22 protein-coding genes and 3 pseudogenes are annotated in these 24,982 nt (G+C 45.4%); 10 read left to right on the top strand and 15 right to left on the bottom strand.

Annotation, left to right across the window (positions count from 1 at the left end; all coding sequences use genetic code 11):
• Positions 1–171 precede the first annotated feature (171 nt).
• A complete protein-coding gene (locus tag AB4154_RS01580) occupies positions 172–588 on the bottom strand; it encodes a CBS domain-containing protein (RefSeq protein ID WP_017060213.1) in 417 nt (138 codons plus the stop codon).
• Between the two features lie 302 nt (positions 589–890).
• On the opposite strand from AB4154_RS01580, the gene AB4154_RS01575 reads away from it, so the two are divergent.
• The gene (locus AB4154_RS01575) at positions 891–1,124 is read left to right on the top strand and encodes a hypothetical protein (protein WP_372122060.1); all 234 of its coding nucleotides are present in this window, start codon (positions 891–893) and stop codon (positions 1,122–1,124) included.
• A 165-nt stretch (positions 1,125–1,289) separates the two neighbouring features.
• Positions 1,290–1,586 carry a hypothetical protein gene (locus AB4154_RS01570; RefSeq protein WP_050622140.1) on the top strand — a complete coding sequence of 99 codons (297 nt, stop codon included), beginning with the start codon at positions 1,290–1,292 and terminating at the stop codon, positions 1,584–1,586.
• 97 nt (positions 1,587–1,683) lie between these two features.
• Here AB4154_RS01570 and AB4154_RS01565 read toward each other — a convergent pair whose 3' ends face one another.
• A complete protein-coding gene (locus AB4154_RS01565; protein ID WP_372122058.1) occupies positions 1,684–2,670 on the bottom strand; it encodes a glycosyl transferase family protein in 987 nt (328 codons plus the stop codon).
• 167 nt (positions 2,671–2,837) lie between these two features.
• On the opposite strand from AB4154_RS01565, the gene AB4154_RS01560 reads away from it, so the two are divergent.
• Both AB4154_RS01560 and AB4154_RS01555 read left to right on the top strand, forming a co-directional pair.
• On the top strand, positions 2,838–3,446 hold the full coding sequence (locus AB4154_RS01560; protein WP_017066785.1) for a TetR/AcrR family transcriptional regulator: 609 nt from the start codon (positions 2,838–2,840) through the stop codon (positions 3,444–3,446).
• A gap of 123 nt (positions 3,447–3,569) precedes the next feature.
• The gene (locus AB4154_RS01555; protein WP_017060208.1) at positions 3,570–4,064 is read left to right on the top strand and encodes a peptidylprolyl isomerase; all 495 of its coding nucleotides are present in this window, start codon (positions 3,570–3,572) and stop codon (positions 4,062–4,064) included.
• 130 nt (positions 4,065–4,194) lie between these two features.
• Here the strand turns inward: AB4154_RS01555 and AB4154_RS01550 are convergent.
• Positions 4,195–4,311 (bottom strand): annotated as a pseudogene (locus tag AB4154_RS01550) (cytochrome c); the annotation flags it as partial.
• Between AB4154_RS01550 and AB4154_RS01545 the strand changes: the two are divergent.
• Positions 4,309–4,434: pseudogene (locus AB4154_RS01545) on the top strand (MarR family transcriptional regulator); the annotation flags it as partial. The pseudogenes AB4154_RS01550 and AB4154_RS01545 overlap by 3 nt on opposite strands.
• Positions 4,435–4,534: 100 nt before the next feature.
• On the opposite strand, the gene AB4154_RS01540 reads toward AB4154_RS01545, so the two are convergent.
• The 4 genes from AB4154_RS01540 to AB4154_RS01525 form a co-directional block, all read right to left on the bottom strand.
• Complete coding sequence (locus tag AB4154_RS01540; RefSeq protein ID WP_372122056.1) at positions 4,535–5,401, bottom strand: DMT family transporter; 867 nt, start codon at positions 5,399–5,401, stop codon at positions 4,535–4,537.
• Positions 5,402–5,511: 110 nt separating this feature from the next.
• Complete coding sequence (locus AB4154_RS01535; RefSeq protein WP_372122055.1) at positions 5,512–6,609, bottom strand: alkene reductase; 1,098 nt, start codon at positions 6,607–6,609, stop codon at positions 5,512–5,514.
• A gap of 14 nt (positions 6,610–6,623) precedes the next feature.
• On the bottom strand, positions 6,624–7,001 hold the full coding sequence (gene gloA, locus AB4154_RS01530; RefSeq protein WP_017084654.1) for a lactoylglutathione lyase: 378 nt from the start codon (positions 6,999–7,001) through the stop codon (positions 6,624–6,626).
• Positions 7,002–7,237: 236 nt separating this feature from the next.
• Positions 7,238–8,173 (bottom strand): LysR family transcriptional regulator, encoded by a 936-nt coding sequence (locus tag AB4154_RS01525; RefSeq protein WP_017070445.1) that lies wholly within the window; start codon positions 8,171–8,173, stop codon positions 7,238–7,240.
• Between the two features lie 773 nt (positions 8,174–8,946).
• Between AB4154_RS01525 and AB4154_RS01520 the strand changes: the two genes are divergently transcribed.
• The 4 genes and pseudogenes from AB4154_RS01520 (at position 8,947) to AB4154_RS01505 (ending at position 13,539) form a co-directional block, all read left to right on the top strand.
• The gene (locus AB4154_RS01520; protein ID WP_017065282.1) at positions 8,947–9,558 is read left to right on the top strand and encodes a hypothetical protein; all 612 of its coding nucleotides are present in this window, start codon (positions 8,947–8,949) and stop codon (positions 9,556–9,558) included.
• On the top strand, positions 9,558–10,547 hold the full coding sequence (locus AB4154_RS01515; RefSeq protein ID WP_012604427.1) for an efflux RND transporter periplasmic adaptor subunit: 990 nt from the start codon (positions 9,558–9,560) through the stop codon (positions 10,545–10,547). Before AB4154_RS01520 ends, AB4154_RS01515 begins: the two co-directional genes overlap by 1 nt.
• 310 nt (positions 10,548–10,857) lie before the next feature.
• A pseudogene (locus AB4154_RS01510) lies at positions 10,858–12,830 on the top strand (alkyl sulfatase dimerization domain-containing protein).
• A 220-nt stretch (positions 12,831–13,050) separates the two neighbouring features.
• On the top strand, positions 13,051–13,539 hold the full coding sequence (locus AB4154_RS01505; RefSeq protein ID WP_372122054.1) for a hypothetical protein: 489 nt from the start codon (positions 13,051–13,053) through the stop codon (positions 13,537–13,539).
• 96 nt (positions 13,540–13,635) lie between these two features.
• On the opposite strand, the gene cyoE is transcribed toward AB4154_RS01505, so the two are convergent.
• The 7 genes from cyoE to AB4154_RS01470 all read right to left on the bottom strand — a co-directional run bounded on the left by cyoE (position 13,636) and on the right by AB4154_RS01470 (position 23,396).
• Positions 13,636–14,508, bottom strand: coding sequence for a heme o synthase (gene cyoE / locus AB4154_RS01500; protein WP_372122052.1), 873 nt, complete (start codon positions 14,506–14,508; stop codon positions 13,636–13,638).
• A gap of 8 nt (positions 14,509–14,516) precedes the next feature.
• A complete protein-coding gene (cyoD, locus tag AB4154_RS01495) occupies positions 14,517–14,828 on the bottom strand; it encodes a cytochrome o ubiquinol oxidase subunit IV (RefSeq protein WP_010439794.1) in 312 nt (103 codons plus the stop codon).
• Complete coding sequence (gene cyoC / locus AB4154_RS01490; RefSeq protein ID WP_016792947.1) at positions 14,828–15,445, bottom strand: cytochrome o ubiquinol oxidase subunit III; 618 nt, start codon at positions 15,443–15,445, stop codon at positions 14,828–14,830. Before cyoC ends, cyoD begins: the two co-directional genes overlap by 1 nt.
• Positions 15,435–17,513, bottom strand: coding sequence for a cytochrome o ubiquinol oxidase subunit I (gene cyoB, locus AB4154_RS01485; protein ID WP_372122050.1), 2,079 nt, complete (start codon positions 17,511–17,513; stop codon positions 15,435–15,437). Before cyoB ends, cyoC begins: the two co-directional genes overlap by 11 nt.
• 5 nt (positions 17,514–17,518) lie before the next feature.
• Entirely contained in the window at positions 17,519–18,415 is an 897-nt protein-coding gene (cyoA, locus tag AB4154_RS01480; protein WP_102393155.1) for a ubiquinol oxidase subunit II, read from the bottom strand.
• 749 nt (positions 18,416–19,164) lie between these two features.
• Positions 19,165–22,263: an efflux RND transporter permease subunit gene (locus AB4154_RS01475; RefSeq protein WP_372122049.1), complete on the bottom strand. Its 3,099-nt coding sequence runs from the start codon at positions 22,261–22,263 to the stop codon at positions 19,165–19,167.
• A gap of 8 nt (positions 22,264–22,271) precedes the next feature.
• Positions 22,272–23,396: an efflux RND transporter periplasmic adaptor subunit gene (locus AB4154_RS01470; protein ID WP_372122048.1), complete on the bottom strand. Its 1,125-nt coding sequence runs from the start codon at positions 23,394–23,396 to the stop codon at positions 22,272–22,274.
• 236 nt (positions 23,397–23,632) lie between these two features.
• Between AB4154_RS01470 and AB4154_RS01465 the strand changes: the two genes are divergently transcribed.
• On the top strand, positions 23,633–24,247 hold the full coding sequence (locus tag AB4154_RS01465; protein WP_004736309.1) for a TetR/AcrR family transcriptional regulator: 615 nt from the start codon (positions 23,633–23,635) through the stop codon (positions 24,245–24,247).
• Positions 24,248–24,341: 94 nt separating this feature from the next.
• Here the strand turns inward: AB4154_RS01465 and AB4154_RS01460 are convergent, their stop codons facing one another.
• Positions 24,342–24,860, bottom strand: coding sequence for a lipocalin family protein (locus AB4154_RS01460; protein ID WP_017060193.1), 519 nt, complete (start codon positions 24,858–24,860; stop codon positions 24,342–24,344).
• Positions 24,861–24,982 lie beyond the last annotated feature (122 nt).

The following is a 24,982-nucleotide window of genomic DNA, read 5'->3' as shown; positions in this document are numbered from 1 at the left end:
GAAACCTCCAAAAGTTGGAATACCCAAGAGCTAAAGCCTAATCAGCTGTTCAACTGGCTAGGGATCCAAAAAGAAAGGATCGACCAAGAAAAGCGCTATACAGAAAAAAGGCGCTAGTGCGCCTTTTTTCAATTGAGAGTATTGAGAAAAATAATCGTTCTTAACACGCTACTATACCTGATGTTTGAAGCATTCTTCCAAGTTCTTGCCAATTGCTCTCAAAACATCAGTTCTGGTGATAATACCCACCAGTTTTCGATTATCGATCACAGGGTATGCTTTAGGTTTTCCAACCTGCATCATGTCCGCCAATTCAATAATGGATAAGTCAGGTGACACCGACAGCACTTCTTGGTACATACAGTCACCCACAAGGTGTGTGTCTTGGCAGAAGTAACTGACCTTCACAAGTTTCTCGAGTAAATCCTGCTCTGAAAGGAAGCCAATCACTTGTTCGTTATCATCGATTACGGGCCCACCCATATGGTGGCTACGCATCACTTTGTCTAACGCTAGACTTAACGGCATATCAGGAGTAAATGTCACAACCTGCTGCGTCATGTAATCTTTCACTTTAATAGAATGCATTGCGTTCTCCCTAAATACTTTGCGTCATATATTTTCTATCTTGTTAAGTTAATTGTTGTCTAAAATCTTGATTTTACTAAATGGATTTCAACAATTTTATTGATAGGCAAAACCTAACAAGACAAAAAAGTGAGACAAACAAAGGGTTGAGCACGTTTTCGAACGCCAGAAAAAAGAAAAAAAAGAGCCCTTACAAAGCCTTACTTTCCCTTGCTTAACCTTACTTAGCCGAGCTAGCCTGCGTAAATAAACCCTGTAATCTTCACCTCACTAATAATTAGAAATCCCGTTTTAGGAAGTTTATGCAACACTACAACAACATGTACGCGTATATTTACGCAGGTAACGACGGCACAGAAAACACACTCATCGCCACTATCGATAATCAAGAAAAACCGCTGATATCAAGCTGCGTTGATGAGATAAAACGCATGTCATGCTTAGCCATTGATTTAGCAGCAAAACACGACCTAAAAGTGAAGCTAGTGAAGTATCAAAGAGAACAAGAGATCGACTTCGGCCTATTCGTTAAATAGTGAATCCGACACTGATTTGGTTAATCACGAACTGGCAGCCACATTAGCAATAGCAAAGCATTAGCGTGAATGGCTGCCGAATTCGACCTGACAAGCCTAACGGGTAAAGGCTATAATGATCAGACGGCGCCCTTGCCGATTTTCATTGTCCAAATACGGTTTACTATGTCTTCTCAAACCTCACCTAAAACGTATCTAACTAATTCCTTATCTAAGTTAAAAAGCTACTTTAGCGAGTTATTGGATTTCCAATCACGAATTTGGGTGGTTCATATCTTTGAAGACTCCATTACCGATCAGTCGTTTGTGATTAATGAAGATGGCTTTAAAGAACCGCTAGAGTGGATGAAAAAACGTGATTACCAAGCGAGAATGCTTGATCGTGTTGATAAGATGAAAATCTCACAGGTGATTGAGATTCAGTTCGAAGACAAAATGCATCGCTTGATGCGAGTGAAGTAGCTTTATTGTTTGGGCGTTCACGAAAAGCCCTTGCTAGAAATCAAGTATAAAAAGGCCAGCGCTCGCTGACCTTCTCTCATTGATTACAAACCACCATCTAACGCGCACAATACTCATGCCACAGGCGCACCGCTTTCTGGTATACCTCAGTTTTATCGTGCGTTTCTGCAAAGAGAATGGCTGTCATGCTGTCGACAACGGTATTCGCCATTAGCGCCATATCTTCAGCCGATGTGCCAAGTACACATTGACTAGGAAGTGGCAGCTCTAGGTTCATCATCTCTTCCCAGTAGAACGATTCGACTTTGTCAGGAGAGCTCATCCATACCGTTTGGCTAACTTTAGGATTATATTCCGACTCACCGTTCATCCCTTTGAATGAAATCACCGAGTGGGATTTATTTCCGATAACATGCTCAACTTCCGCATGAAGTTGTGGAAAGCCAGGATGGAAACTGCCACGCAGACCTAAACGGCCACCACCAGGATTCAATGCTCGAACTACCGTGTTAATTGGTGTTCTCAAACCGTAGCGGTGTTTCCAACCAATCATGGTTTGTGCTTCGGGCGCAAAGTTAGCTAGCGGTAAATAAGCAATGCCGTCTTGTTCAAGAATCGACTTAGCATGTTCAGGGCTCTCAGCACTTTGCACACCGACATCTTGCAAATGGCTTTCAACGTGCGTCCTACCGCTCGGCTTATCCATATAGCCATGCATTAACACTTTATAGCCATTGTCAGCTAAGATTTTTGCCGCCAACAAGTTCCAAGGCTTGCCACTGGCGTTATCGTTACGCTTACCTGCATAACACGGCCAATCAATATCAGCGCCTAAATCTGGCACTCGAGATTGAAACGCTTTTACAAAGCCAGCGATCTCTTCATTGGTTTCATTCTGCACACGAATCAACATCAGTAGCATAGCCATTTGGTCGTCACCGACTTCTCCGCTTAAATACTCATCCATGATGCGGTAGGCTTGTTCGAACGATAAAGGCTTACGCCCTCTTTCTCCTCGTCCAACTGTACGAATACACTCTAAAATACTACTCATTGATTGTTTATTCTCTTCCGTTGATATCAATAAAATTCGAATACACTTTCGATTCTATGATACCCACCGTGCATTGCAAAGCGATTCAGTTGCTCTCGACCGAATTACCAATACGCGGATTGGTGTTCTAAAAGTAAACTTACTGGTGTAAAATTAGCGTATGTAATGCTAACCGCGACATATTGAGTAGTATCCCGATGACTGTAAAAAAAACGCTGAGCCAAAGAAAACGTGAATCGATCGTTGCCGCTGCTATCGCAGAGTTTACTGAGCATGGCTACAAGGCCACCAGCATGGATAAAATATCGAGTCGCGCAGAAGTATCAAAGCGCACCGTATACAATCACTTTGCCAGCAAAGAACTGCTTTTAGATGAGATTCTAGACAGCATTTGGAGCAAAACTCTGGCCGCAACGCATTTCCCATATCAAGCAGAACTGCCACTTGAAGAACAGCTTTCCTCGATAGCCAATCAAGAGCTTGAGTTACTTGAGTCTGAAGGCTTCATCGACCTGTCACGCGTTTTGTTCTCAGAGTATTTCCATAACGCAGAACTGGCGCATCAAGCGATGGAAAAATATTCCCAAGCAGAAAGTGGACTTACAACCTGGATTAAAGCCGCGTTGGCAGACGGTCGTTTAGTAGAACTAGACCCACAATTCGCCTCCACGCAGTTCATTGGTCTGCTTAAGTCTTTTGCGTTTTGGCCGCAAATCATTGGTCATGTGCCGTCACCGGATGCTGCACACAAGCAAGTGCTCATTACTTCAAGTGTCGAGATGTTCCTTAAACAATATCAGGCGTGATTTTGGTGGTTGACGAGAATTCAACCACAATAAAACCATCACTGGTATCCGCTGTTATTTTCCCTATACTGCAACCCACTTTCGTCATTACGACTCAGTAAAACTTCAACTTTAGGTAGCCCTATGATTACTTTCACCACCAACTTTGGCGATATCGAGATTGAACTGAACCTTGAAAAAGCGCCAGTAACGTCGAAAAACTTCCTTAAATACTGCCAAGACGGTTTCTACGAAGGCACGACATTTCACCGTGTTATTGAAGGTTTCATGATTCAAGGTGGTGGTCACACTATCGACATGACAGAAAAACCAACTCGCGCCCCAATCGTCAACGAAGCAAACCGTGGTTTGAAGAATGTGATTGGTTCTGTGGCAATGGCTCGGACTGATGCACCACATTCTGCAACGGCGCAGTTCTTCATCAACCTTGATGACAACGATTTCCTAGATCACACCTCAACAACCAATGCTGGCTGGGGTTACGCGGTATTCGGTAAGGTTTCAGCAGGTATGGATGTGGTAAACAAAATTGCGAAAGCACCAACAACCATTCGCTGGGGACACGAAGATGTGCCTTGCGAAGATATTGTGATTACAAAAGTCACTATTCGCGACTAATTCATTCACGTCCTTTCCCGCCCCTAGTGCATTCGAATTGATGGCATAAAGAAAAGAAGGCTGTGCGATAGGACTATGGTGGTAAGGGTTCGACTTTACCACCTGTATTTAAAGCTCGTTGTTAGAATAGTTACCAGCGAGAACGATAAGTACGGTGACACCCTTTGCACGTCTTATTCGCAGAATTTAACCCTTGCTCTGCACTCGACAAGTCTTGTTCAACACTCGCCTGATAAGGCTCAGAAAAGCACTTGAAGAACAACTCGTTCCTATCCCCGTTCGTTTAAACAAAGAGTTGATGAACGAGTTAGATGCTGAAGAGCAACAACAAATGCTCAAGCTACTTCAGAAAGTAGTCGCGGCAATCTGATCTTACCGCGTTCACTGCTTAGCAAGCTTAGTGCTTAGAAATTATTACACTCTGAACGTGTATTGAAAAACAACCCACACTCGGCCTTGCGCCGAGTGTTTTATTTTCGTCTCGACCATTTGATATGGCAAAATAGTGAAGCAATGATCACCGCCCCACCGAGCAGCTTCTGCATCTCTACACTTTCGCCAAGCACACTCACACTTAACAGCAGCGTCCACACAGGCTCAAGAATCATGATCAATGCCGCCACTTCCATGTTCACGGAGTGCTGACCGACCGTTTGTAGCAAGTAACGAATAGACGTTGCGATCACCGCAGAGACAATAAACCAGAAGACTAAGGTTTTGGTGATTTCGAACTCCGGCTGAGCTGTCATAGAAGCAAAGGCTAAACCACTCACACCCACCACAAACAGTTGCACACAGATTGATGCGATAGGCTTGATATTGGTAATCACACGCTTGTTCATCACAAAGTGAACAGACAACAACATCGATGCTAACAAGAAGTAAATCTGACTCTGCTCAACATGCCAGCCGTTGCCCAAAGTCAGCAACAGCATGCCAATAATCGCGATCGGGAAAGACATCCAAAACGCACGATTAGGCTTAACTCGAAACAAAATCCAAGACACAAACGGTGCAATGATCATGGCTAAGCTCATGATGAATGCCCCTTCCGACAAGCTTTCTGTTACAGAAACCGCAAACACCCATACCTGCAATGAAGCAGACAACAACAAACCCACGCCGCAAAGAGATAGAATCTGCTTAAGCGAAAGCTTACGAATATGGTGAATACAAAATGGCAGAAGAATAAGACTCGCGACGAGGAATCGCACACCAATAAACACTGGCCCAGGCATTTCTAATACCACCAGCTTAGATGCAATCCATCCCACCCCAGCTAGCAGGGTGGCAAATAGAAGGTAAAGCTCTCCGCGCATCGCTTTCACGTTCATCATTTTACTTGGTCCAATAACAAAAAAAGCAACCCGACTCTGCAAGGTTGCTTTTTATAAACATTCAACAGGATCGAGATACTATCTCAATACTCTGCTTCAGGCAGCTGTTTTTAGCCTGCGTATTCAGGGTAATCCGTTAAACCTTTTTCAGCACCACCGAACAATGTGTTTGGATCGTGCACCGCAAGTGGGTAACCATTTTGAATACGAGCTGGTAAATCTGGGTTCGCAACGAATGGACGACCAAAGCCAACCATGTCAGTTACGCCTTCAGCAACGGCTTTTTCGCCACGCTCGCTATCGTATTTACCCGCATAAATAAGGACGCCATCGTAAGCTTCACGAACTGCCGCTTTAAATGCTTTTGGCGTTTCAGGTGCATCGTCCCAATCAACTTCTGCAATGTGCAGGTAAACAATTTTGTAAAGGTTAAGTAGTGCTGCCGCCGCTGTGTAAGTCTCGACTGGCGTAGCGTCAACGGTACCATTCAACGATGTGAATGGAGCAAGGCGTACACCAACACGGCCAGCACCAATCGCTTCAACCATAGCTTCAACCACTTCGCCTAGGAAACGTAAACGGTTTTCAATTGAACCACCGTATTCGTCAGTGCGGTTGTTTGCTTCAGAATCGATAAATTGGTTGATTAAGTAACCATTCGCGGCGTGAAGTTCAATACCGTCAAAGCCTGCTTCAACTGCATTCAAAGCCGCTTGGCGATACTGTTCAACCACTTCTTTGATGTCTTCTTTCGTCATTTCACGAGGTTCAACCACATCAACAAAGCCCGGTTCATCAGTGCCGTTATCGATGAATACTTTTACGTTTTCGGCTTTAAGTGCAGAAGACGAGATTGGCTGTTCACCGCCAATGTTGTCTGGGTGTGTTACACGGCCTACATGCCAAAGTTGAGCGAAGATAACGCCCTCTTTTTCATGTACGGCATCAGTCACTTTTTTCCAACCAGCAATCTGCTCGTCAGAATAGATACCTGGAGTCCAAGCATAGCCTTGACCCATAGGTGAGATTTGTGTGCCTTCCGCAATAATCAAACCTGCAGAAGCGCGTTGAGCGTAGTAAGCCGCCATCATGTCGTTTGCTGAATTACCAGGTTGCGTTGCGCGAGAACGCGTCATCGGTGGCATAACAATACGGTTTTTAAGCTCGATATTACCAAGTTGAATTGGTTGAAATAGTGCGTTTGTCATTGTTATATCCTCGATTAACCTAGTTGAATCAGTTCGATTTGGTAGCCGTCTGGGTCAGTAATAAAAGCGATATGAGTTGAGCCGCCTTTCACTGGACCCGCTTCGCGAGTGACGTTGCCACCTAGCGATTTGATCTTGTCGCATGCTGCGTAAATATCTTCTACACCCAATGCCAGATGACCAAACGCGCTGCCCATCTCGTACTCGTTAGTATCCCAGTTGTACGTTAGCTCGATAGTCGTGCCGCCTTGCTCGTAGCCAACAAAAACCAATGTGTAGCGGTAGTCTTTGTTTTCATGGCGTTCAAGTTCCTTCATTCCCAATACCTTGGTATAGAACTCGATAGACTTGTCTAAATCAGTAACTCGGATCATTGTGTGTAGGAATTTCATATTTCGCCCTTGATACTTTAATCTCAGCCTCGTTCAGAAGCTAAGTAATGTTCGTTTAGGTTGACCTTGAGGCCACCTACTTCTCTGTTGCTAGGTATATTACTGAACACACACAAATCAGTGAAATTATTAAATATTCTCATTTTAATAATTTTTTGTTATTAACATATTGTCTAGTACCAACTAAGCGACACAAAAAAGGGAAGCCAATACTCCCCTTAGATTTAGACTCTCAATTAAAATCGCAACCGCCTATCTTTAAGCGCCTTCGACATTGAATCTGATGTATTGATGACTTGTTCTCTGAACCATTTATGAGCGGGGTCGCTGTTCTGCTTCTTCAACCAAATCAGGTAATGAGATATCGGCTGATATTCAAAGGGCGGCTTGAACAGCTGCAAACTTAACTTTTCTTGGAACTGCACGGCCATAGATAAAGGCACGACAGTGATGTAATCGGATTGGCTACACAGCAAAATATTACTGAACAGCGAGCGCCCGTGAAACACGATTTTACGCTGGGACAGATCCAAAGAAGTGTAGTGATTCAAACTGCGAACTTTACGTCGTGTTCTGTCTAATACAGCATGCTTTTCACTTAGGAACTGAGCTTCGCTGATTTCACCTTGAATCCGTGGATGATCAGCTCGACACACGATCACAAACTCGCCTTCATAAAGTGTTTCACTGACGATACTTGGGTGTTCAGGCACCACAATATCGATCATCGCATCGAACTCTTGAGTCAAAAGATCTTCATAAATGCGCTCATCACTGTCTGGTTGATCAAAGACTTCCAGCGACAAGTTTTGATTAGGAAGCGCCGCGAAACTATTGAGAAGTACCCACTGTAAGTGCTCAGGTGCAGAAATAACAAACTTACGCTCAGAGGATTGCTCATCAAAATTAGCCATCGACTGAAACACGCCATTGAGTTCATTGATCGGCGCTTTAATTTGTTCATACAAGCTTTGCGCATAAGACGTAGGCGCAACACCTCTTCCTTTGCGAACAAAAAGCTCTTGGCCAATCTCTTTCTTTAGACGAGTTAACGCGGTGCTGATGGTCGATTGATTGGTACTGAGTTGATCCGCAGCTTTACTCAAACTGCCCTGCTCCATCACCGCTGAAAACACAGCCAATAAGTTAAAATTCGGAATGTCATTACTCATGATTCAGTGCTCATTTGGCGATAGATTTAATTATCTTATCGTAAAAGCGATAGAATGAAACAACGGATGCTCATTGAGAAAACAAAACTGAGAAGGAAGCATCATATGGTAAAGAGCAAAAATGTCAGAACAACTCACTCTTTCGAATAGCTGCCACATTCGCCAGATTGGAATCTAAATCTCTTCGCTGTGCCAGTAACGCTTAATCCACCCAAACTCACCCTAGACTGGTCGGAGTATTCAATATTTCCGTCCTGCCTTATTGATACTTTTATAGCCACTTCTATGATCCAGGCTAATTAAATAGACATATTTTATAAGCCGAGTTTGAGCCTGTTCAAATAAACCCACCTCACGTTTAAGCAACCACTCAATTCATCGTAATTACGATAATTCAATATCGCAATAATGCGTAGATAGCACCAGTTACACTTCCTATTATTTCGCCAACAAATCAATTCTTAACCTAAACAGAAAACCTAAAAATGTGTAGATGATGGTGTTGCACACATCACGGAAGACGGCCTTAAAACCCAATGCAGCAAACGAACCTATCAATGGTAGACGTTACTTAAGAATGATTTCGCCAGGTGTTTTTAACACTCTATTCGCGAGAATGCGTTGTCTACGTGGTCAAAGCGATTTTTAATTGTCATCTAGTACTTTTGACTCAGTAGGTCTATACGGTTACGTGAGTTCAACACCTCTTTCAGATGTCTTCTAAAAGTCTTGTACCAAGGCTGCACTTTCTCTCTCCTTATTTAGGTTGAGATATGAACTTTATAAAAATCGTTTTCCAGAAAATCTGGGCCGTTGTGATGGTCTTGATTAAATTCTGCCTGTTTATGGCAGTGATGTTTGCGGGAGCATGGGCTCTTGCACCATTAGGCACAATCCATTCTAAAGACATCGACATGTCTCAATTCAACAATCATCCCAATGAAATGATGATGAACTTCTTCCAGATGGAGTCCTTCTCTGGTTACTTGTTCTCAGTGACCATTGCTGTGGTATTAGCCGGTGTTTACGGCATGTGGCAGTTGCATGAACTGGGTGTGCATAAAGCAAAAGAGCACAAAAGCGCTCACGTTCAGATCGTGTTTGCACTGTCACTTTGCGGACTCTTCATCAGTAAAACATTCTGGGTTATCGCCTTGGTTATCGCATTGGCGAACTGGAAACATATTGGTCAATCACTGAGTGATGTGATTCGCCGTGGTGTTCAGCCTAAACAAGACGCGACCAATACAGAGACAGCCGCAGTCCACGTATCACCTGAACAACCGGTAACAGAGCCGTCTTCAGTAGAGCAATCTTCAAAAGAACAGGCTTCAGAAGAAAAGACTCCAACAACACCATCCGCTACAGAAAAAGAGGTCGCATAATGAAAGAGATGATGATTCCATACATCCTAATTGTATGGTCACTGTTTGCGACAGGCGCACTTAAGAAGAACTTCAAGAACTACACATGGGCTGCCATTGGTGGCGTAACGATTCTTGCGGTATTAGCGGTAATCTCTCGCTTGTGGGCACCCGTTGATCTAACCAACTCAACCACAGTGAAAGCACCACACGCGGTAATGTCACCGATCTTTGGCCAGCAGATCGACCAAGTGCTTGTTGAACACAACCAAATGGTTAAAGAAGGCGACGTAATTTACACACTCGTCGACATTGACTCAGCCGCAGACAAAGCAAAGATCGAATCTTCAATTGTTCAGAAAGAAGAAGAGATCAAGCAAATGAATCGCGACTTAGAGCGTGCTGAAACGTCACCTGAAATTTTCAATATGCGTGACGTAGAAAAGTACGACTCTGATCTTCGAGTGCTGCATGCTGAACTGGTGTCGTTAAAAGCCGATTTACAAAAAGTAAATTGGGCGCAAGAGAAAAAGACCATTAGAGCTGAGTTTGATGGTCAGGTATCGATAGTGAATATTGCTGAAGGTTCTGTCATGGGTAACATGCACCTCTACAACACCAGCAAAAAGTTTCTTGAGATGCGTATTTCAGACCAAACTTATGGCTATGTTCAAGTAGGAGACTTCGCTGAGTTCTTCGTTGATGCATACCCAGGCCACGTGTTCCGAGCAAAAGTACACAGCTTTAATGCCGGTACCGGTGAGTCGAGTATTTCTCCACTTCAGGGGCCACAAAGCGTCGGTCAACACGTGGTAAGAAACGGCAATGGTTTAGGTCGTACTATCGTACTTGAGATCATTGAACCAGAAGGTTACAACATCCCTATTGGTTCAACTGGCGCGGCTTGGATCTCAGCTGAGAAGCCACATCCGTTCTGGGGCTTCATCGATGTAATCGGTGCAGCAACGGTTCGCCTACAATCTTACAAGTCATACTTAGGTGCTTGGTAAACGATTAGCTCTTGATAAGCAATTAAATATTCAATGATTTGGCTGTTATTCACTCGTATCACAGCCACTCATGAACTAGCGACTAATTGTAAAACAAATGCCCTGAATTTCAGGGCATTTTTGTATCTGTTGCAAGCTCATTTACTAATTGATTTAGATCAAAATTAATCGCCAATACAATCGTTTATCAAACAAATCATCGAAAAAACGATAGATTGAAATATTATTAGCGCGTAGATAGCGACCTCCCCCACCTCTATCATTTGGCTCAAGAAATCCAATTCCTGTATCCAAATATAAGGTCACTACCATGACTAATACATTCAAAAAAATGGCGCTTCCTGTTGCTATTGCGAGCACTCTACTTGCTTCTGGTTTTGCATCTGCAACACCGATTGTCGAAGCGACATCGAAAATAGGCCAAGAACTTCAGACATCAAATGCTGCGCAATACCAAAACATTGATCTTGATGCTCGCTACAAGAGCGAGGTTCTATTCGAACACAAATCAAACATGTTCTGGGGAAAAGGCGAACGTATTCAAGTTGTTTCTAAAACAGGCGATTCTCTAGCTTACACTGCTGAGTCTGACCATGTTCACCCAATCCTCACCAAGCATGGTCGTAAAATGGACCAAGCAATCATCAAAGTAGATGACAACGTATATCTTGGTTACGGTTTCGGTCTAGATACACCCGTCATGATTGAAGGTACGGACGGCATCATCATTGTTGATCCAGGCGAGTCGGTAGAAATGGCTCAATCGGTTAAAGAGCAATTCCGTCAAATCACCGACAAGCCGGTTAAAGCAATCATTTATTCTCACAACCACATCGACCACATCTCTGGTGTGCGTGGGTGACTGACGAAGAAGTGGCATCAGGTGAAGTAAAAATCATCGCTGAAGAAGGCCTAACCGCTGCAGTGGCTAACTGGTCTTCAAACCTAGGTACTCTATTTGGTCACCGTACTTCTTACACAGGTGCTAAGCACGTAGAAGAAGGCGAGCACGGCACAGTAAACGACGGCCTTGGTCCACGCTTCATGCAAGGTGCTATCTCGTTCATCGAACCAAACCTGCTTGTACCAAGCCAAAGCCACATCGAAATCGAAATTTCTGGCGTGAAAATGCACATCGAGAACGTGCCATCTGAAACTAAAGATGAGTTAGTGGTTTACTTCCCAGACCAGAAAATCCTGCACGCGGCTGAAGTACTTCAAGGTGAGAACTTCCCTAACCTTCACACCATCCGTGGTACTAAATTCCGTGACCCATCAATGTGGTTCAAGGGCATCGACGTAATGCGTAAGTTCGACACTGAGATCATGATTAACTCTCACGGTCGTCCTGTTGAAGGTAAAGAAGCAGTAGCTGACGTACTAACGGCTTACCGTGATGCGATTCAATACACTCATGATCAAACTATCCGTTACATGAACAAAGGTATGACGCCAGACGAGCTAGTTGAAGTAGTTAAACTTCCTAAGCACCTTGCAGAACACCCTTGGTTAGGTGAACACTACGGTACTGTTGCACACGCCGTGCGTCAGATTTACGTAGGTTACAACGGTTTCTTCGAAGCGGATCCATGGCAGCTAGAGCCAATGGCTTACGAGCAACGCGCTAAAGCATTCGTAGAGATCATGGGCGGTCGTGACAACATCCTTACGACTGCACAAGCAGCAATTAAGGCTGAGAACTACACATTTGCAGCAGAAATTCTTTCTTACCCAATCACGGTAAACAAGCAAGATATGGAAGCTCGTGAGATGAAAGCACAAGCTTACAAAGCATGGGCTGCAGACCAAGTGAACATCAACTGGCGTAACTGGGCGCTCAACGCGGCGGCTGAACTAGAGAACAAACGTGACTTCTCTAACATGATCAGCTTCGCTTCTGTTGACGTTCTTACTGCACTACCAAGCAAGCAGATCTTCGACATGATGACTTCAACGCTTATCGCAGAAAACTCGTTAGACGTGAACATGATGCTAACGTACAACTTCTCTGATACGAACGAAGCATTCACTATCGAAATTCGCAACGGTATTGCTCAGTTACACGAAGAAGCAGTGAAAGGCGCAGACGTTCAAATCGACACCACTCGTGCCGTACTGAACCAAATCTTGATTGCAGGTCCAAACGCTCAACAAGTGATTGGTACCAACCTACAGTCTGGTGCATTCACGTTCTCGAATGGCGACATCAAAGGCTTCGGTCAATTCATGAGCTACTTCGATAAGGCAATGACTCCAGAAGAGATCATGCTCATCGTTCGCTAATAGCGAGCTCGAACGGTCGCTCTTTGGCGATAGATCTTCGACGATGGCTCTTTGACGAAAGCTACTTAGCAAACAATCTCGCTAAATAGCTATCAATCGATTCGCTGACCGTTACATGGACGACAAACAAATACAGGGACCCTTTGTGGTCCCTTTTTTATCGTCAGGTTCGGCTGCTGCCGTCAGATTCTTAATCCTTTTACAGGTCTCGATAACCATTATGTTAAAACGATTTGCTTTGATTCTTTCACTCACCTCTTCACTCACGTTTGCCTGTGGCCTTCACCAAGATACCGGGTTTAGTTTGGTGACAGAGCCCGGTTCACTAGAGGTGTTTGGCAACGTAATCACAGCCAGACAAGACAATGAATTCAACAACCTCAATAAGCCAGATCACTTTCGACTCTTTGCCATCAAGGCTGCGCTTGCGAAACCCCACCCAAGCAAAATTGAGTTCAATTTATTCGAAGCAATTAAAGGTCATTACAGCCAAGTGAAGTTTGAGAAAGGTGTCGATGTGTCAGGCAGAGATACTTTGCCTACCGAGGAAGATCTCTTACTGATTACGGAACTCGATGTGTTCGATGCGCTAGCAACTGGCACCATCTCTTGGGATCACGCGATACTAAACGGCTTAGTGATCATCAACGGCCCACAAGATAAACGAGAACAGCTTGAAGATTGGCTTGGTGATATTTTTGAAGGGTAATAGCTTAAAGCAGAACAGATAAAATAAAGCGGAACAGATAAAAGGTCGTCAAACCCTCGGACTTCAGAACATTGAGGGTTCAACGACAAACTTAAGTCAAAAAAGCGTAGGCAACGGAATCAACTCCAGCCCCAGCACACCACTGATGCTCATTACCACCAGCAGAGAGACCTTGAAGACGGTCTTTGACCACTGGAGGTAGTTGAGGCAATCAACCTTACGAAACGTCACTTTGGTCCACATAAAACAGACTGCTGCCGACACCGCTAGGTATTCATAACCTGCTTCCCCGAGTAGGAACAGCGCCAACGAGACTGCGCCAAACGCTACCACATAGGCTTTCATGTGCTGATGCGCTTTGTCGACGCCCTCTTTCACCGGTAACACAGGAATGCCTGCATCTCGATAATCTTGAAGGCGGAACATCGCGATCGCGTACGAGTGTGGCATTTGCCATAAACAGAACATCGCGAACAACAAAACCGCTTCCAAACTAATGTAATTCGTCACCGCCAAGTAACCCACCAATGGTGGAACTGCGCCCGAAATACTGCCGACTAAAGTGCCGTAAACCGATGTACGCTTGTACCACATGGTGTAGAAAAAGACGTAAAACACATAGCCAAGCAACACCATGACCGCAGAGATCGGATTAGCGAACTGAAACAGCAGCGCTGTGCCTGCTAGCAGTAAAACCAAGGCATAGACGAAAGCGACGTCTGTATTGATGTTGCCCTGAACCAATTCTCGATTTTGTGTGCGCTTCATCTTCTGGTCGATGTCTCGATCAAAGATGTTGTTCACAACACAACCTGATGCAATCACAAGTCCCACACCCGCTAATGTTGTCAGTAACAACATCGCACTGGCTGGTTCTGTTTTTGCGGCGAGGAAGAACCCCGCCGCAACAGAAATCAGGTTGCCGAAAATGATGCCCGGTTTAGTGATAGACAGATATCTTTTCAGCATACCCTAGCCTACAACTTCATGTTGACGTTCATGTTGTAGATGATCCATACCGAGCCAGCGATAAGAATCAATACAACAATGGCGGTAAACATCAGTGACACCAAGTTCCAACGCCCATCGGAAGATTTCGCTTCCATATGCAAGAAGTACTTAAAGTGCACAAAGATTTGCACCAGCGCACAACCGAACAAGATCACGTAAGTTTCCGTGCTTGGTAGCGCATGTGACCACACAATGTAGAACGGAATAATGGTCAGAATTAGTGACGCAATAAAACCTTTCACATAATCCGTTGCACCGCTGTCTAGATGCTGTTCCATTACATCACCCCCATTAAGTACACGATGGTAAATACGCAAATCCAAACGATATCAAGGAAATGCCAGAACAGGCTTAAGCACTGGAAACGCATCGACATGTTGTCGTTCAAGCCTTTGGTTGAAAGCTGGTGATACGCCACCGCCATCCAAATCAGACCGAACGTTACGTGCAATCCGTGTGTGCCAACCAAGGTAAAGAACGCAGAAAGAAACGCACTCTCTTGAGGACCATAGCCTTCTTCAATCAAGTGATGAAACTCGTACACTTCCATACAGATAAAGGCTAAGCCCAATACGAAAGTGACTTTTATCCATCGCTTCAGTCCGGTAACGTCTTTGCGCTTCATTGCAATCATGCCAAAGCCAAAGGTGATACTACTGAACAGCAGCATCATGGTTTCGACAAACACGAACGGCAGTTCAAAGATGTCCTTGCCTGTCGGCCCTGCGATTGATCCACTCTCAAGCACGGCATAAGTCGCGAAAAGCGTGGCAAACAGGACACAGTCACTCATCAAGTAAACCCAGAAGCCAAACAACTTGTTGCCCGCCGCTTCGTGGTGATGATCATGCGAGTGTGCAAGATCATAAGTGTGTGACGGAGTATTAGCTTGCATACGTCGTCTCCAAATCATCTTTATTTTCGTTGTTGTCACCGTCGTCAGCGCTGTTACCACGACCAGAGTTGTCGCCTTTCACTGACTGTTTCTTTGCTTCTTCAAGTTGTGCACGTCGAGCCGCTTCAATCGCTTTGATCTCTTCAACTTCCACGTAGTAGTCCACATCGTCGTTGTAACTGTGTTGAATACACGTCACCACGATGCCCACTAGGCTTGCAGCTGCTAGCCACCAGATGTACCAGATCATTGCGAAGCCAAATGCCAACGCCCATGCAGACACATAAATGCCTGTCGGTGTGTTCTTCGGCATGTGAATACGTTCGTATTCTTCTTCCTGAGTTGGATCAAACTCACCACTTTGCTTTTGATACCAGAACGAATCGATCTCATCGCCCTTAGGCAATTTTGCAAAGTTATAGAACGGTGGTGGTGACGATGTCGCCCATTCGAATGTACGTCCGCCCCAAGGGTCACCCGTTAGATCTCGGTTTTGGTCGCGGTCACGAACACTCACGTAAATCTGAACGAACTGACACACCACACCCATCGCAATCACGCCCGTACCTGCAGCCGCAACCGCCAATAGTGGGAAGAACTCAGGGTTAATGTCTTGGCTCAAACGACGCGTCATGCCCATAAAACCTAGAGCGTAAAGCGGCAAGAACGCCATCAAGAAGCCGATGATCCAGCAGTAGAATGCGCGTTTGCCCCAAAGCTCGTTCAGAGTGAAGCCGGTCGCTTTCGGGAACCAGTAACCAATCGCAGCGAAACAACCGAACACTACGCCACCGATGATTACGTTGTGGAAATGCGCAATCAGGAATACTGAGTTATGCAGAATGAAGTCTGCACCCGGTACTGCCATTAACACGCCCGTCATACCACCAACGGTGAAGGTGATAAGGAAGCCAACTGTCCACAACATAGGTGTTGTGAAACGGATACGACCTTTGTACATGGTGAACAGCCAGTTGAAGATCTTAACCCCGGTCGGGATAGAGATAATCATGGTTGCGATGCCAAAGAAGGCATTCACATTGGCGCCTGAACCCATGGTAAAGAAGTGATGCAGCCAAACCACAAACGCTAAAATAGTGATAGCCACCGTCGCCCATACCAGTGAGGTATAACCAAACAGTTTTTTGCGAGAGAAGGTTGCAGTCACTTCAGAGAACACACCGAAGATAGGCAAGATTAGGATGTACACCTCAGGGTGTCCCCATGCCCAAATCAGATTCACATACATCATCACGTTGCCACCAAGGTCGTTGGTGAAGAAGTGCGTGCCGATGTATCTATCCAACGTCAGAAGCGCGATGGTTACCGTTAGGATTGGGAAAGAGATGATGATCAGGATGTTGGCACACAGAGATGCCCAAGTGAATACTGGCATCTTCATCATTGGCATAGAGGGAGTACGCATGCGCAAAATGGTCGCAAAGAAGTTCACACCCGTTAGCGTAGTACCCACACCGGATATTTGCAGCGCCCATATCCAATAATCGACACCCACACCCGGGCTTGCCTCAATGCCGGAAAGCGGCGGATACGCCAACCAACCCGTACGGCCAAACTCACCTAAGCCCAGTGACATATTGGTTAGGATAATACCCACCACAAACAGCCAGAAGCTCAGGTTATTCAAGTAAGGGAATGCAACATCACGAGCACCGATTTGCAACGGCACGATGATGTTCATCAAACCGATAACCAGAGGCATCGCTACGAAGAAAATCATGATCACGCCGTGAGCCGTGAAGATTTGGTCGTAGTGATGTGGCGGCAAATAGCCCGTTTCACCGGCTGCAGAAAGCAATTGCTGGCTACGCATCATGACCGCATCAGCAAAGCCACGAACTAACATCACCATCGCAACAGCAATGTACATGAAGCCCAATTTTTTGTGGTCTACCGACGTAAACCATTCATTCCAAAGATATTGCCACTTACCGGCTTTGGTTACCGCGTACACCACTAAACTGCCCACTAGAGCGATCATGGTTAACGTGACCAAAATAATGGGTTCGTGGTAGGGAATTGAGTCTAGAGTTAATCTTCCAAACATGACGATTATCCTTGGGTTTCCGGCAAACAGTTCATTGAACCAGGGTGCTGGGTCACAACATCAGTGAATAAAAATGGTGGGATACTGGAGAACAGAGTCACAGGTTCAGCCACACTTGGCGCTGCCAATGAACGGAACTGCTCCCAATCTTCAATGCGATCAGGGCTTGCTTTCACTTTTTCCACCCAGTTTAGAAATGCCACTTGATCAGGCAGAGCTGATGCGGTGAATTTCATCTGTGAGAACCCTTTGCCACTGTAGTTCGATGCAAAGCCTTTGAAGTCACCTTCGTGGTTTGCAATCAAATTCAACTTGGTCACCATTCCCGGCATCGCGTAGATCTGCGAACCAAGACGCGGGATAAAGAATGCGTTCATGATGTTGTCTGAAGTCAGCTTAAACGTCACCGGAACATCTTTCGGGAACGCAACATAGTTAACCGTCGCAATGTTTTGCTCCGGATAGATGAACAGCCATTTCCAGTCCAGAGAGACCACTTCGATCACCATAGGCTTAACGTCACTCACCAGAGGCTTTGATGGCTCTAATTCGTGTGTTGTTCGCCAAGTGATGGTGGCTAGAATCGCGATGATGATGATTGGAATCGTCCATACCACCACTTCAATCTTGGTTGAGTGTGCCCAGTCAGGTGCATACTCTTCCGTGGTATTGCTCTCGCGGTATCGGTAAGCAAAGTAGATGGTCATCAGAATCACTGGGATGACGACAATCAACATCAGCAACAGAGCCGTGATAATCAGCTCTTTTTCCTGAACGCCAACGCTACCTTTTGGGTCGAGCAATGCGGAGTTACATCCTTCGAGCATCAGAACGGTTCCCAGCAAACCAATCTTCGACAAATTTGTCCTCGATAAAATGCGTTTATATCTTGAAGCTTCCATTAACTTTCTCGATGGTTATCCAGCCTCAGAACGAACGTCTGAGTACTGGTTGTCATGATCATTAGAATATTTATGTGTTGAGCATGTGAAACGCCGCATCTCAAAAAGCAATGCAATAAGGTTCGTTACTGCTGGGTTAAAACCACACAGAAAACATGACTTAATTGTTACACTTTGAAATACATTGTTACATTCGGCGCATTATGAAGAGTTGAAATTGAAAGCTCACCAAACAAACTTGGAAACTAACCTTCCATTTATGAAGACGAAAACTAAGAAGCAGTAAGCGATTAAGACACACATCAATAGCGTGCTACACAGATGGAGCCAGTACTGACAAGGGATTTAGAAAAAGTAGATAAACACTCGCGCGTCACCACTGCTCAGGGCAAGTTCAAGGTACATTAGAAAGAGCGAATAAATAGAAGTGTGACGCCCATCAAAATTGTGAATTCACATATCATTTACAAGGTATTCACTGGTTAGATTATTCAAAACACCCACTCATTCACCAACAAGATAATCAAGCATTCATCTATGCACTAATGTGACGAATTGAAAGAATATAATGACTAACAGAAAGGATAATTTGACTAATTGAGGGCGTAATAGCGGTGAAAAGCACAACAAAAAGGTAGGAATTGGGATGAATTTATCGAGAATAACCACACCATAATCGAGCCAGATACGGCTCGATTATGGGCAATTAAAGAGTAGCCAAATTGAAGAGACGTTAAATTGAAAAACAGTTATGCCGCTTGAGTAGTCATGGATTTTCGCTGATTTCGAGTCATCAAATGATAAACCACAGGTACAAAGTAGAACGAGATAAGGGTGGTTAATACGGTACCGCCCACAATCGCGACCGCAAATGGAGGCCAGAAGCCACCACCAGCAATGATCAGTGGCATAAAGCCGCCCACGGTTGTAATCGTGGTTGAGCTGATATGACGAGTACACGACATAACAGCCTCAACGACTGCATCAACATTCCCAGAGGAAGCCTCCTTGTCTAACTTCAATTCGGTCAGAATGACAATGGCAGCGTTAATCGCTAAGCCCGCAATCCCGAGCATCGCGATGATCACCGTAAAACCAAATGGGTAACCGAAAATCCACACCGACAACAACCCTAACCCACCAGCCAATCCTGCTACCATGAAGATGATGCTACTCATTCGGAACGAGTTGAATGACATCACCACCACCAGCACCATCAATACCACCACGACTGCGACATTCGAGATGAGGCTGTTGACTGAATTGTCTCGCTCCGCTGATTCGCCACCAAAACCAATGGTGTAACCCGATGGCATCTCATAGCTTGCTAAGCGTTTTTGGAATTCATTAAGTACGGTTTGAGGTAAGACACCCGCTTCAATGTAACCCTCGATGGTATTCACACGCTGCCCGTTACGACGAGTAATCGCACCGCGACTGGTCGTCAATTCCAGTTCTGCCAGCGTCGAAACATTGATCCCTGTTGAGTAGACATCAGAACTGATTGGCAGACGAATATTGCTTAAGTGAACCAAGTTTTCACGCGCCTCATCTGCCACACGAACACGGATTGGTACCGACTCACTGCCTTCAATCACAGAGCCACTTTCACGACCTGTCAGAGTAGTTTGCAGCATACCTGCGAACTGGTTCAATGAAATACCATTCAGCTTTGCGGTGTCTTCATCAACCTTCAACCACACCTTCGGAGTACCTGGTTGCAGGGTTTCCCTTGTGTGCGTCACATGAGGAACACCCGCCAAAATCAATCGCACATCCTCACCAATCGCTTTCAACGTATCGAGGTTTTCACCATACACTCGCAGTTCAACGGGCGCGGTAAATGGAGGCCCTTGGTTAAGCTTACGTACCAAGATTTGTGCTTCCGGCACCTCTTCATCCAACACCTTTTGCAACTGTGGAATTAGCGTATTGGCTTGGTCAAAGTTCTCTGTTTTCACCATGGCTTGCGAGAAGTATGGCGCATTATTTTGCCTTGCTTGCAGGTTGTAATAGAAGGATGGGAAGTTTGCACCCACGAGCCAATCGATACGCTCCACTTCAGGGTAACGATGAATGATATCGTCGATTTTTTCAGAGGTGTTTTTAGTGGCATAAATGCTCGCTTGCGGCGGCATGTACACCTGGATCTCAAACATGTCTCGGTCTGATGGCGGGAAGAATTGCTCAGTCAGCTGAGACATACTCCAGTAACCGGTAAACGGAACCAACAACACCAAAGCAATCGTGATAATTGGATGCGTGACACCAAAGCGGACAGAAGACGAGAACCAGCGCGTCAAAGCCGGGATTCTTAAGCCGGTCATGTACCAATGGTACTGTCCTTTCTTGTCGACATCACTGAGTTGTTTCGGCAGTAGCTTAGTCGCTAAGCCTGCGATTAAGGTGTGCGAGATGATGTAAGAGCCGATCAATGAGAAAGAAACGGTAATCGCAATACCACCGACGAACTCACCCGATGCACCCGGCATCAAGATAATCGGGGCAAACGCCAACACGGTAGTTAAAGTTGAGCCTAATAACGGCACCCATAAATGCTTCAATGCATTCATGGTCGCTTCTGCTCGTTGTTGCCCTTTCAAACGATAAGCTTGAATGGTATCGACCATCACCACCGCGTTATCAACCATGATCCCGAGCGCCACAATTAGGCCTGTCACCGACATTTGGTTAATCGGTACACCGGTCATTTTCATGATCGACAAGGTCAATAATGAGGTTAACGGCAGAGAAATGGCGACTAAGATCGCGGCACGCACGCCTAAAGTGACAAACAGCACAATCAAAATCAGACCGAAACCGATCATCAAGCTTTTGCCTAAATCGTCTAAGCGAGTTTCGGTATAACCTTGCTGATTAAAGAGCACGGTCACCTTAACGTTACTTGGTAACTCTTGCTCAAATTTACCAATCAGAGCATTAGCTCGCGACGTCCAATTATCAACTCGCAGATCAGGATGCATTCTTGCCGCGACAATCACACCCGGCTCACCATCAATAATGGCAATCTGGTCTTGTGGGGTTTTCTCACCACGTTTCACAGAAGCAATGTCTTCCATGCGGATGATGTGACCGTTGCTGTCGGTGGCTATTAGCACCTGTTTAATACGTTCAATGGAATCAAGCTCAGACTTAATCTCTAAGCCAAAGCGAGAATAAGCACTGACCAATTCACCGGCAGAGTTTTTGGCGTCCGCCCCTTCTAGCGACTCAGCAATATTGGCACTTGAGCGCCCTAGAGCAGCGGCATCGGCCGTACGCAAACTGATTTGAATCTCTTCTTGTGGCATCCCATATTCATCAACGAACTCGGTACCCGACAAAGTTCTTAGTCGCTTAGCGAGTTCTTTGGCATAACGCCCGAGTGTTAATCGGTCAGGCTCGCCTGAACCAGACCAGGTTAGAGATGCGATGGTTGTGAAAGCATAGGTGTGGTCACTGTCGAGATCGGGAGAATGAGAGCCCGCAGGCAAAATGGATTCGATGTCAGATAGCTTGTCGCGAGCTTGAGACCAAACCGGCTCAGGCTCGGTGATGGTGTCATTCAATTCTAAGGTGACAATAGACACGCCCGGCCTTGAGGTTGAGCTCACTAACTTAACTTCACTCAGCTCTCGCAGCTTGTTCTCGATAACTTCTGTTACCAAGGTTTCAACACGCTCGGCACTGGCGCCGGGGAAACTGGTAGTAATGTTCGCGTAACGGTTGATGATCACCGGATCTTCTGCACGTGGCAACGTCATGAACGCAGAAATACCACTCACCATCAGCAGTGCGGTCATTAAGATAAGCAGCCGAGTGTTGGAAATAGTCTCTATGATTTTCATGCTATTCCCTATTCAGCAGTAACGCTTGCTGGCTTCACGGTTTGTCCGGGAACTAAACGATGTAAACCACTGGCAATCACTTGTTCACCGTCTTCAATCGCCCCACTTACGTACGCTTGTTGATTGTTAGCAAACAACACTTGAACACTTCGGCGCTCAACTTTGTTGTCTTCACCAATCACAAAGATGTTCCACACACCGCGTAGGCCGTCAATCAAACCCGTTAATGGCACCCAGTAGCCTTGGTCGTCAATCTGCTCATCAAATTTAAGGTAGGCAAGTTGCCCTTCCAATACCGATGATTGTTCAGGGAATAGGTAACGCAAACCAACACTGCGAGATTGGGTGTCGACCATTGCGCCGGGATTCAATAGCTCCACGGCATAATCTGTTCTCCCAACTCGGATGTTAGGCGAAGAAAGTGAAGTAACCTTTTTCATTTGGTGAGCAGGAATACCGATGAAGGCCTCTTTGCCCTCAGAAGCGAGCAGTGTAAGAGTTGGATTACCCACATTCACCACATCTCCGAGCGAAACAAAGCGCGTCGCGATGGTTCCAGAATAAGGCGCAAGCACTGTCGACTTCACCAATTTCAGTTCATTGCCTTTTACCGATGCATCGATGCGCAACAAGTTCGCCTGCAATACGCGTTGCTCACTGGTGAGAGAATCAATCTCCGCTTCGGCACTGAAGCCTTTCGCTTTCAATGAACGTTGACGTTTAAGGTTCGCTGCCACCAAACTCAATTGAGCTTTGACTTCTTCAGCCTGCGCTTTCAGTTGGCTAGACTCGGTTTCCAAAAGTTGAGTATCCAATCGGATCAATGGCTGACCCGTTGTGACTGTGTCACCGACATCCACCAGAATCTCATTGACCTTACCCGCCAATTCAAAACCCAAATTCGCCTGCTGCCCGGCCTTTACCACACCGACATATTCACGCTGTACCGCATACGATGGAGAGCGTTCCAAAGCGACAGTTTCTACTGTTAAGACTGTCGACGCTGCACTACTCGATTCCACTGCAGCATTATCTGCATCGGATGCTGTCTCGGCTTGTGTATTTTCACCACACCCGACAAGAAGAGTCGACAACGCCACTGCTACTGCGCTTCCCTTCATCAATTTATACATACTTCCTGTTCCTATGCGGTACTCAATTATGTTCTTTTTTTAGACTAACCAAACCAAACTAGACTGTCTAGTTTGATTATGTTAAAAATAAGTTTCATGGTTAGTGTTTGATAAAACCATCACAAAAAGCATAATGCTTAGCGCCAAATGAGACACCTATAGCGGAGTATCAATAGGCACTAAGCAAAGAGACAAGCTAGGTAACGACCCAACACCAAGTAACGAGAAGCAAGCACGTGACAAAAATCATCAAGAGTGAACAGAAGAGATCGCAGATCTTAACCGCAGCCAGCCAACTTTTCTCTGAACATGGCTTCAAGATCAATATGGACCAGATAGCCAAAGCAGCGAACGTTTCTAAGCAAACGGTCTACTCTCACTTTAAAAACAAAGACGAACTTTTCGAAACCTGCATGCAAACCAAGTGTGCGGAGCGAGAACTCAGTCCTGCTGCCTTTGATATGGATGCTGCGGTGGGTGATGAGTTGGTGAAATTTGGTGTGAAGTTTCAGGATTTATTACTTGATGAACAATCTAGACAAACCTTTCAAAATGCCATTAGCCAAGCGAATACGCATCCAGAGATCGCCTCTATCTATTTAGAAACTGGGCCTCAGAAAACCACCAAGTTACTTGCTGATTATTTGCAGTCGAAAATAGACTCTGGTGATCTCACACTGTCGACATCAAGCTCGCCAGTCATTGCAGCACGCCAACTGTTGCTGATGTTTCACGGCAAATCGGCGTATTGGGGATTCTTCGGACACGATAGCGGAGAATCTGAAGAAGAAAGACTTCACTACACTCGCGAATGTGTCGCGCTATTCTTGAACGGCAACCAGCCTCGTTAATTGTAGCTCTATCTTTGAATAAAAAAGGCACAGAGAAATTCATCCTCTGTGCCTTATCAATCATCAGTCACTCTCAGCAATAACAGCGATCGGTTTATTGGGTATGTTCCACAACGATCAGCTCATCGGTATTGAAGCCACGCTCTTTCGACATGGCTTTAAACTTCTCCATCACTTCTGGTGCGACTTCAGGCGTTCTTGCGAGTAGCCATAAGTAATCAGTGTCGGGCCCAGAAACAAACGCGTATTGGTAGCCCTCTTTGTCTAATTCAAACACGACATAAGCGCCGTAGAAAGGGCCAAAGAAAGACACTTTCAAATAGCCTTGTTCAGAGCCCTCAACGAAGTACGCTTTTCCTTCCGCTTCGTTCCACTCACCTTCTTCCGCCGAATAACCACGGTTAATCACCTTCACGCCGCCATCATCACGAAGGCTGTATTCAGCGCTGATGTTGTCTAAGCCACGCTCAAACGAGTGATCCAAACGAGCCACTTCGTACCATTTCCCTAGGTATCGTTCCAACTCAAACTGTTGAACAGGCTTTACCGTTTCGGGCATGCCAACACAACCACCCAATAAGATCACGCTAAGCAGCAATAATATTTTTTTCATCCTAACCTCGACTTGTTTTTATTAGTAATGCGAGTAAGTCTCTTGAAAACATAAACTTACATCCTTGGTAATACGTTAAATCCATTTTTATAGCTCACTTAACTGTAATTTATTCAGAACCT

Origin of the sequence: Vibrio sp. 10N.286.51.B11, assembly GCF_041469245.1 — a bacterium.
In the GTDB taxonomy this organism is placed as follows: Bacteria; Pseudomonadota; Gammaproteobacteria; order Enterobacterales; family Vibrionaceae; genus Vibrio; species Vibrio crassostreae_C.
This window is presented reverse-complemented; position numbering and strand designations above follow the sequence as displayed.

Bases quoted from the DNA above. Each gene is read 5' to 3' on its own strand.
- AB4154_RS01580 (WP_017060213.1), bottom strand. From the start codon at position 588: ATGCATTCTATTAAAGTGAAAGATTACATGACGCAGCAGGTTGTGACA.
- AB4154_RS01575 (WP_372122060.1), top strand. From the start codon at position 891: ATGCAACACTACAACAACATGTACGCGTATATTTACGCAGGTAACGAC.
- AB4154_RS01570 (WP_050622140.1), top strand. From the start codon at position 1,290: ATGTCTTCTCAAACCTCACCTAAAACGTATCTAACTAATTCCTTATCT.
- AB4154_RS01560 (WP_017066785.1), top strand. From the start codon at position 2,838: ATGACTGTAAAAAAAACGCTGAGCCAAAGAAAACGTGAATCGATCGTT.
- AB4154_RS01555 (WP_017060208.1), top strand. From the start codon at position 3,570: ATGATTACTTTCACCACCAACTTTGGCGATATCGAGATTGAACTGAAC.
- AB4154_RS01540 (WP_372122056.1), bottom strand. From the start codon at position 5,401: ATGATGAACGTGAAAGCGATGCGCGGAGAGCTTTACCTTCTATTTGCC.
- AB4154_RS01535 (WP_372122055.1), bottom strand. From the start codon at position 6,609: ATGACAAACGCACTATTTCAACCAATTCAACTTGGTAATATCGAGCTT.
- gloA (WP_017084654.1), bottom strand. From the start codon at position 7,001: ATGAAATTCCTACACACAATGATCCGAGTTACTGATTTAGACAAGTCT.
- AB4154_RS01525 (WP_017070445.1), bottom strand. From the start codon at position 8,173: ATGAGTAATGACATTCCGAATTTTAACTTATTGGCTGTGTTTTCAGCG.
- AB4154_RS01520 (WP_017065282.1), top strand. From the start codon at position 8,947: ATGAACTTTATAAAAATCGTTTTCCAGAAAATCTGGGCCGTTGTGATG.
- AB4154_RS01515 (WP_012604427.1), top strand. From the start codon at position 9,558: ATGAAAGAGATGATGATTCCATACATCCTAATTGTATGGTCACTGTTT.
- AB4154_RS01505 (WP_372122054.1), top strand. From the start codon at position 13,051: ATGTTAAAACGATTTGCTTTGATTCTTTCACTCACCTCTTCACTCACG.
- cyoE (WP_372122052.1), bottom strand. From the start codon at position 14,508: ATGCTGAAAAGATATCTGTCTATCACTAAACCGGGCATCATTTTCGGC.
- cyoD (WP_010439794.1), bottom strand. From the start codon at position 14,828: ATGGAACAGCATCTAGACAGCGGTGCAACGGATTATGTGAAAGGTTTT.
- cyoC (WP_016792947.1), bottom strand. From the start codon at position 15,445: ATGCAAGCTAATACTCCGTCACACACTTATGATCTTGCACACTCGCAT.
- cyoB (WP_372122050.1), bottom strand. From the start codon at position 17,513: ATGTTTGGAAGATTAACTCTAGACTCAATTCCCTACCACGAACCCATT.
- cyoA (WP_102393155.1), bottom strand. From the start codon at position 18,415: ATGGAAGCTTCAAGATATAAACGCATTTTATCGAGGACAAATTTGTCG.
- AB4154_RS01475 (WP_372122049.1), bottom strand. From the start codon at position 22,263: ATGAAAATCATAGAGACTATTTCCAACACTCGGCTGCTTATCTTAATG.
- AB4154_RS01470 (WP_372122048.1), bottom strand. From the start codon at position 23,396: ATGTATAAATTGATGAAGGGAAGCGCAGTAGCAGTGGCGTTGTCGACT.
- AB4154_RS01460 (WP_017060193.1), bottom strand. From the start codon at position 24,860: ATGAAAAAAATATTATTGCTGCTTAGCGTGATCTTATTGGGTGGTTGT.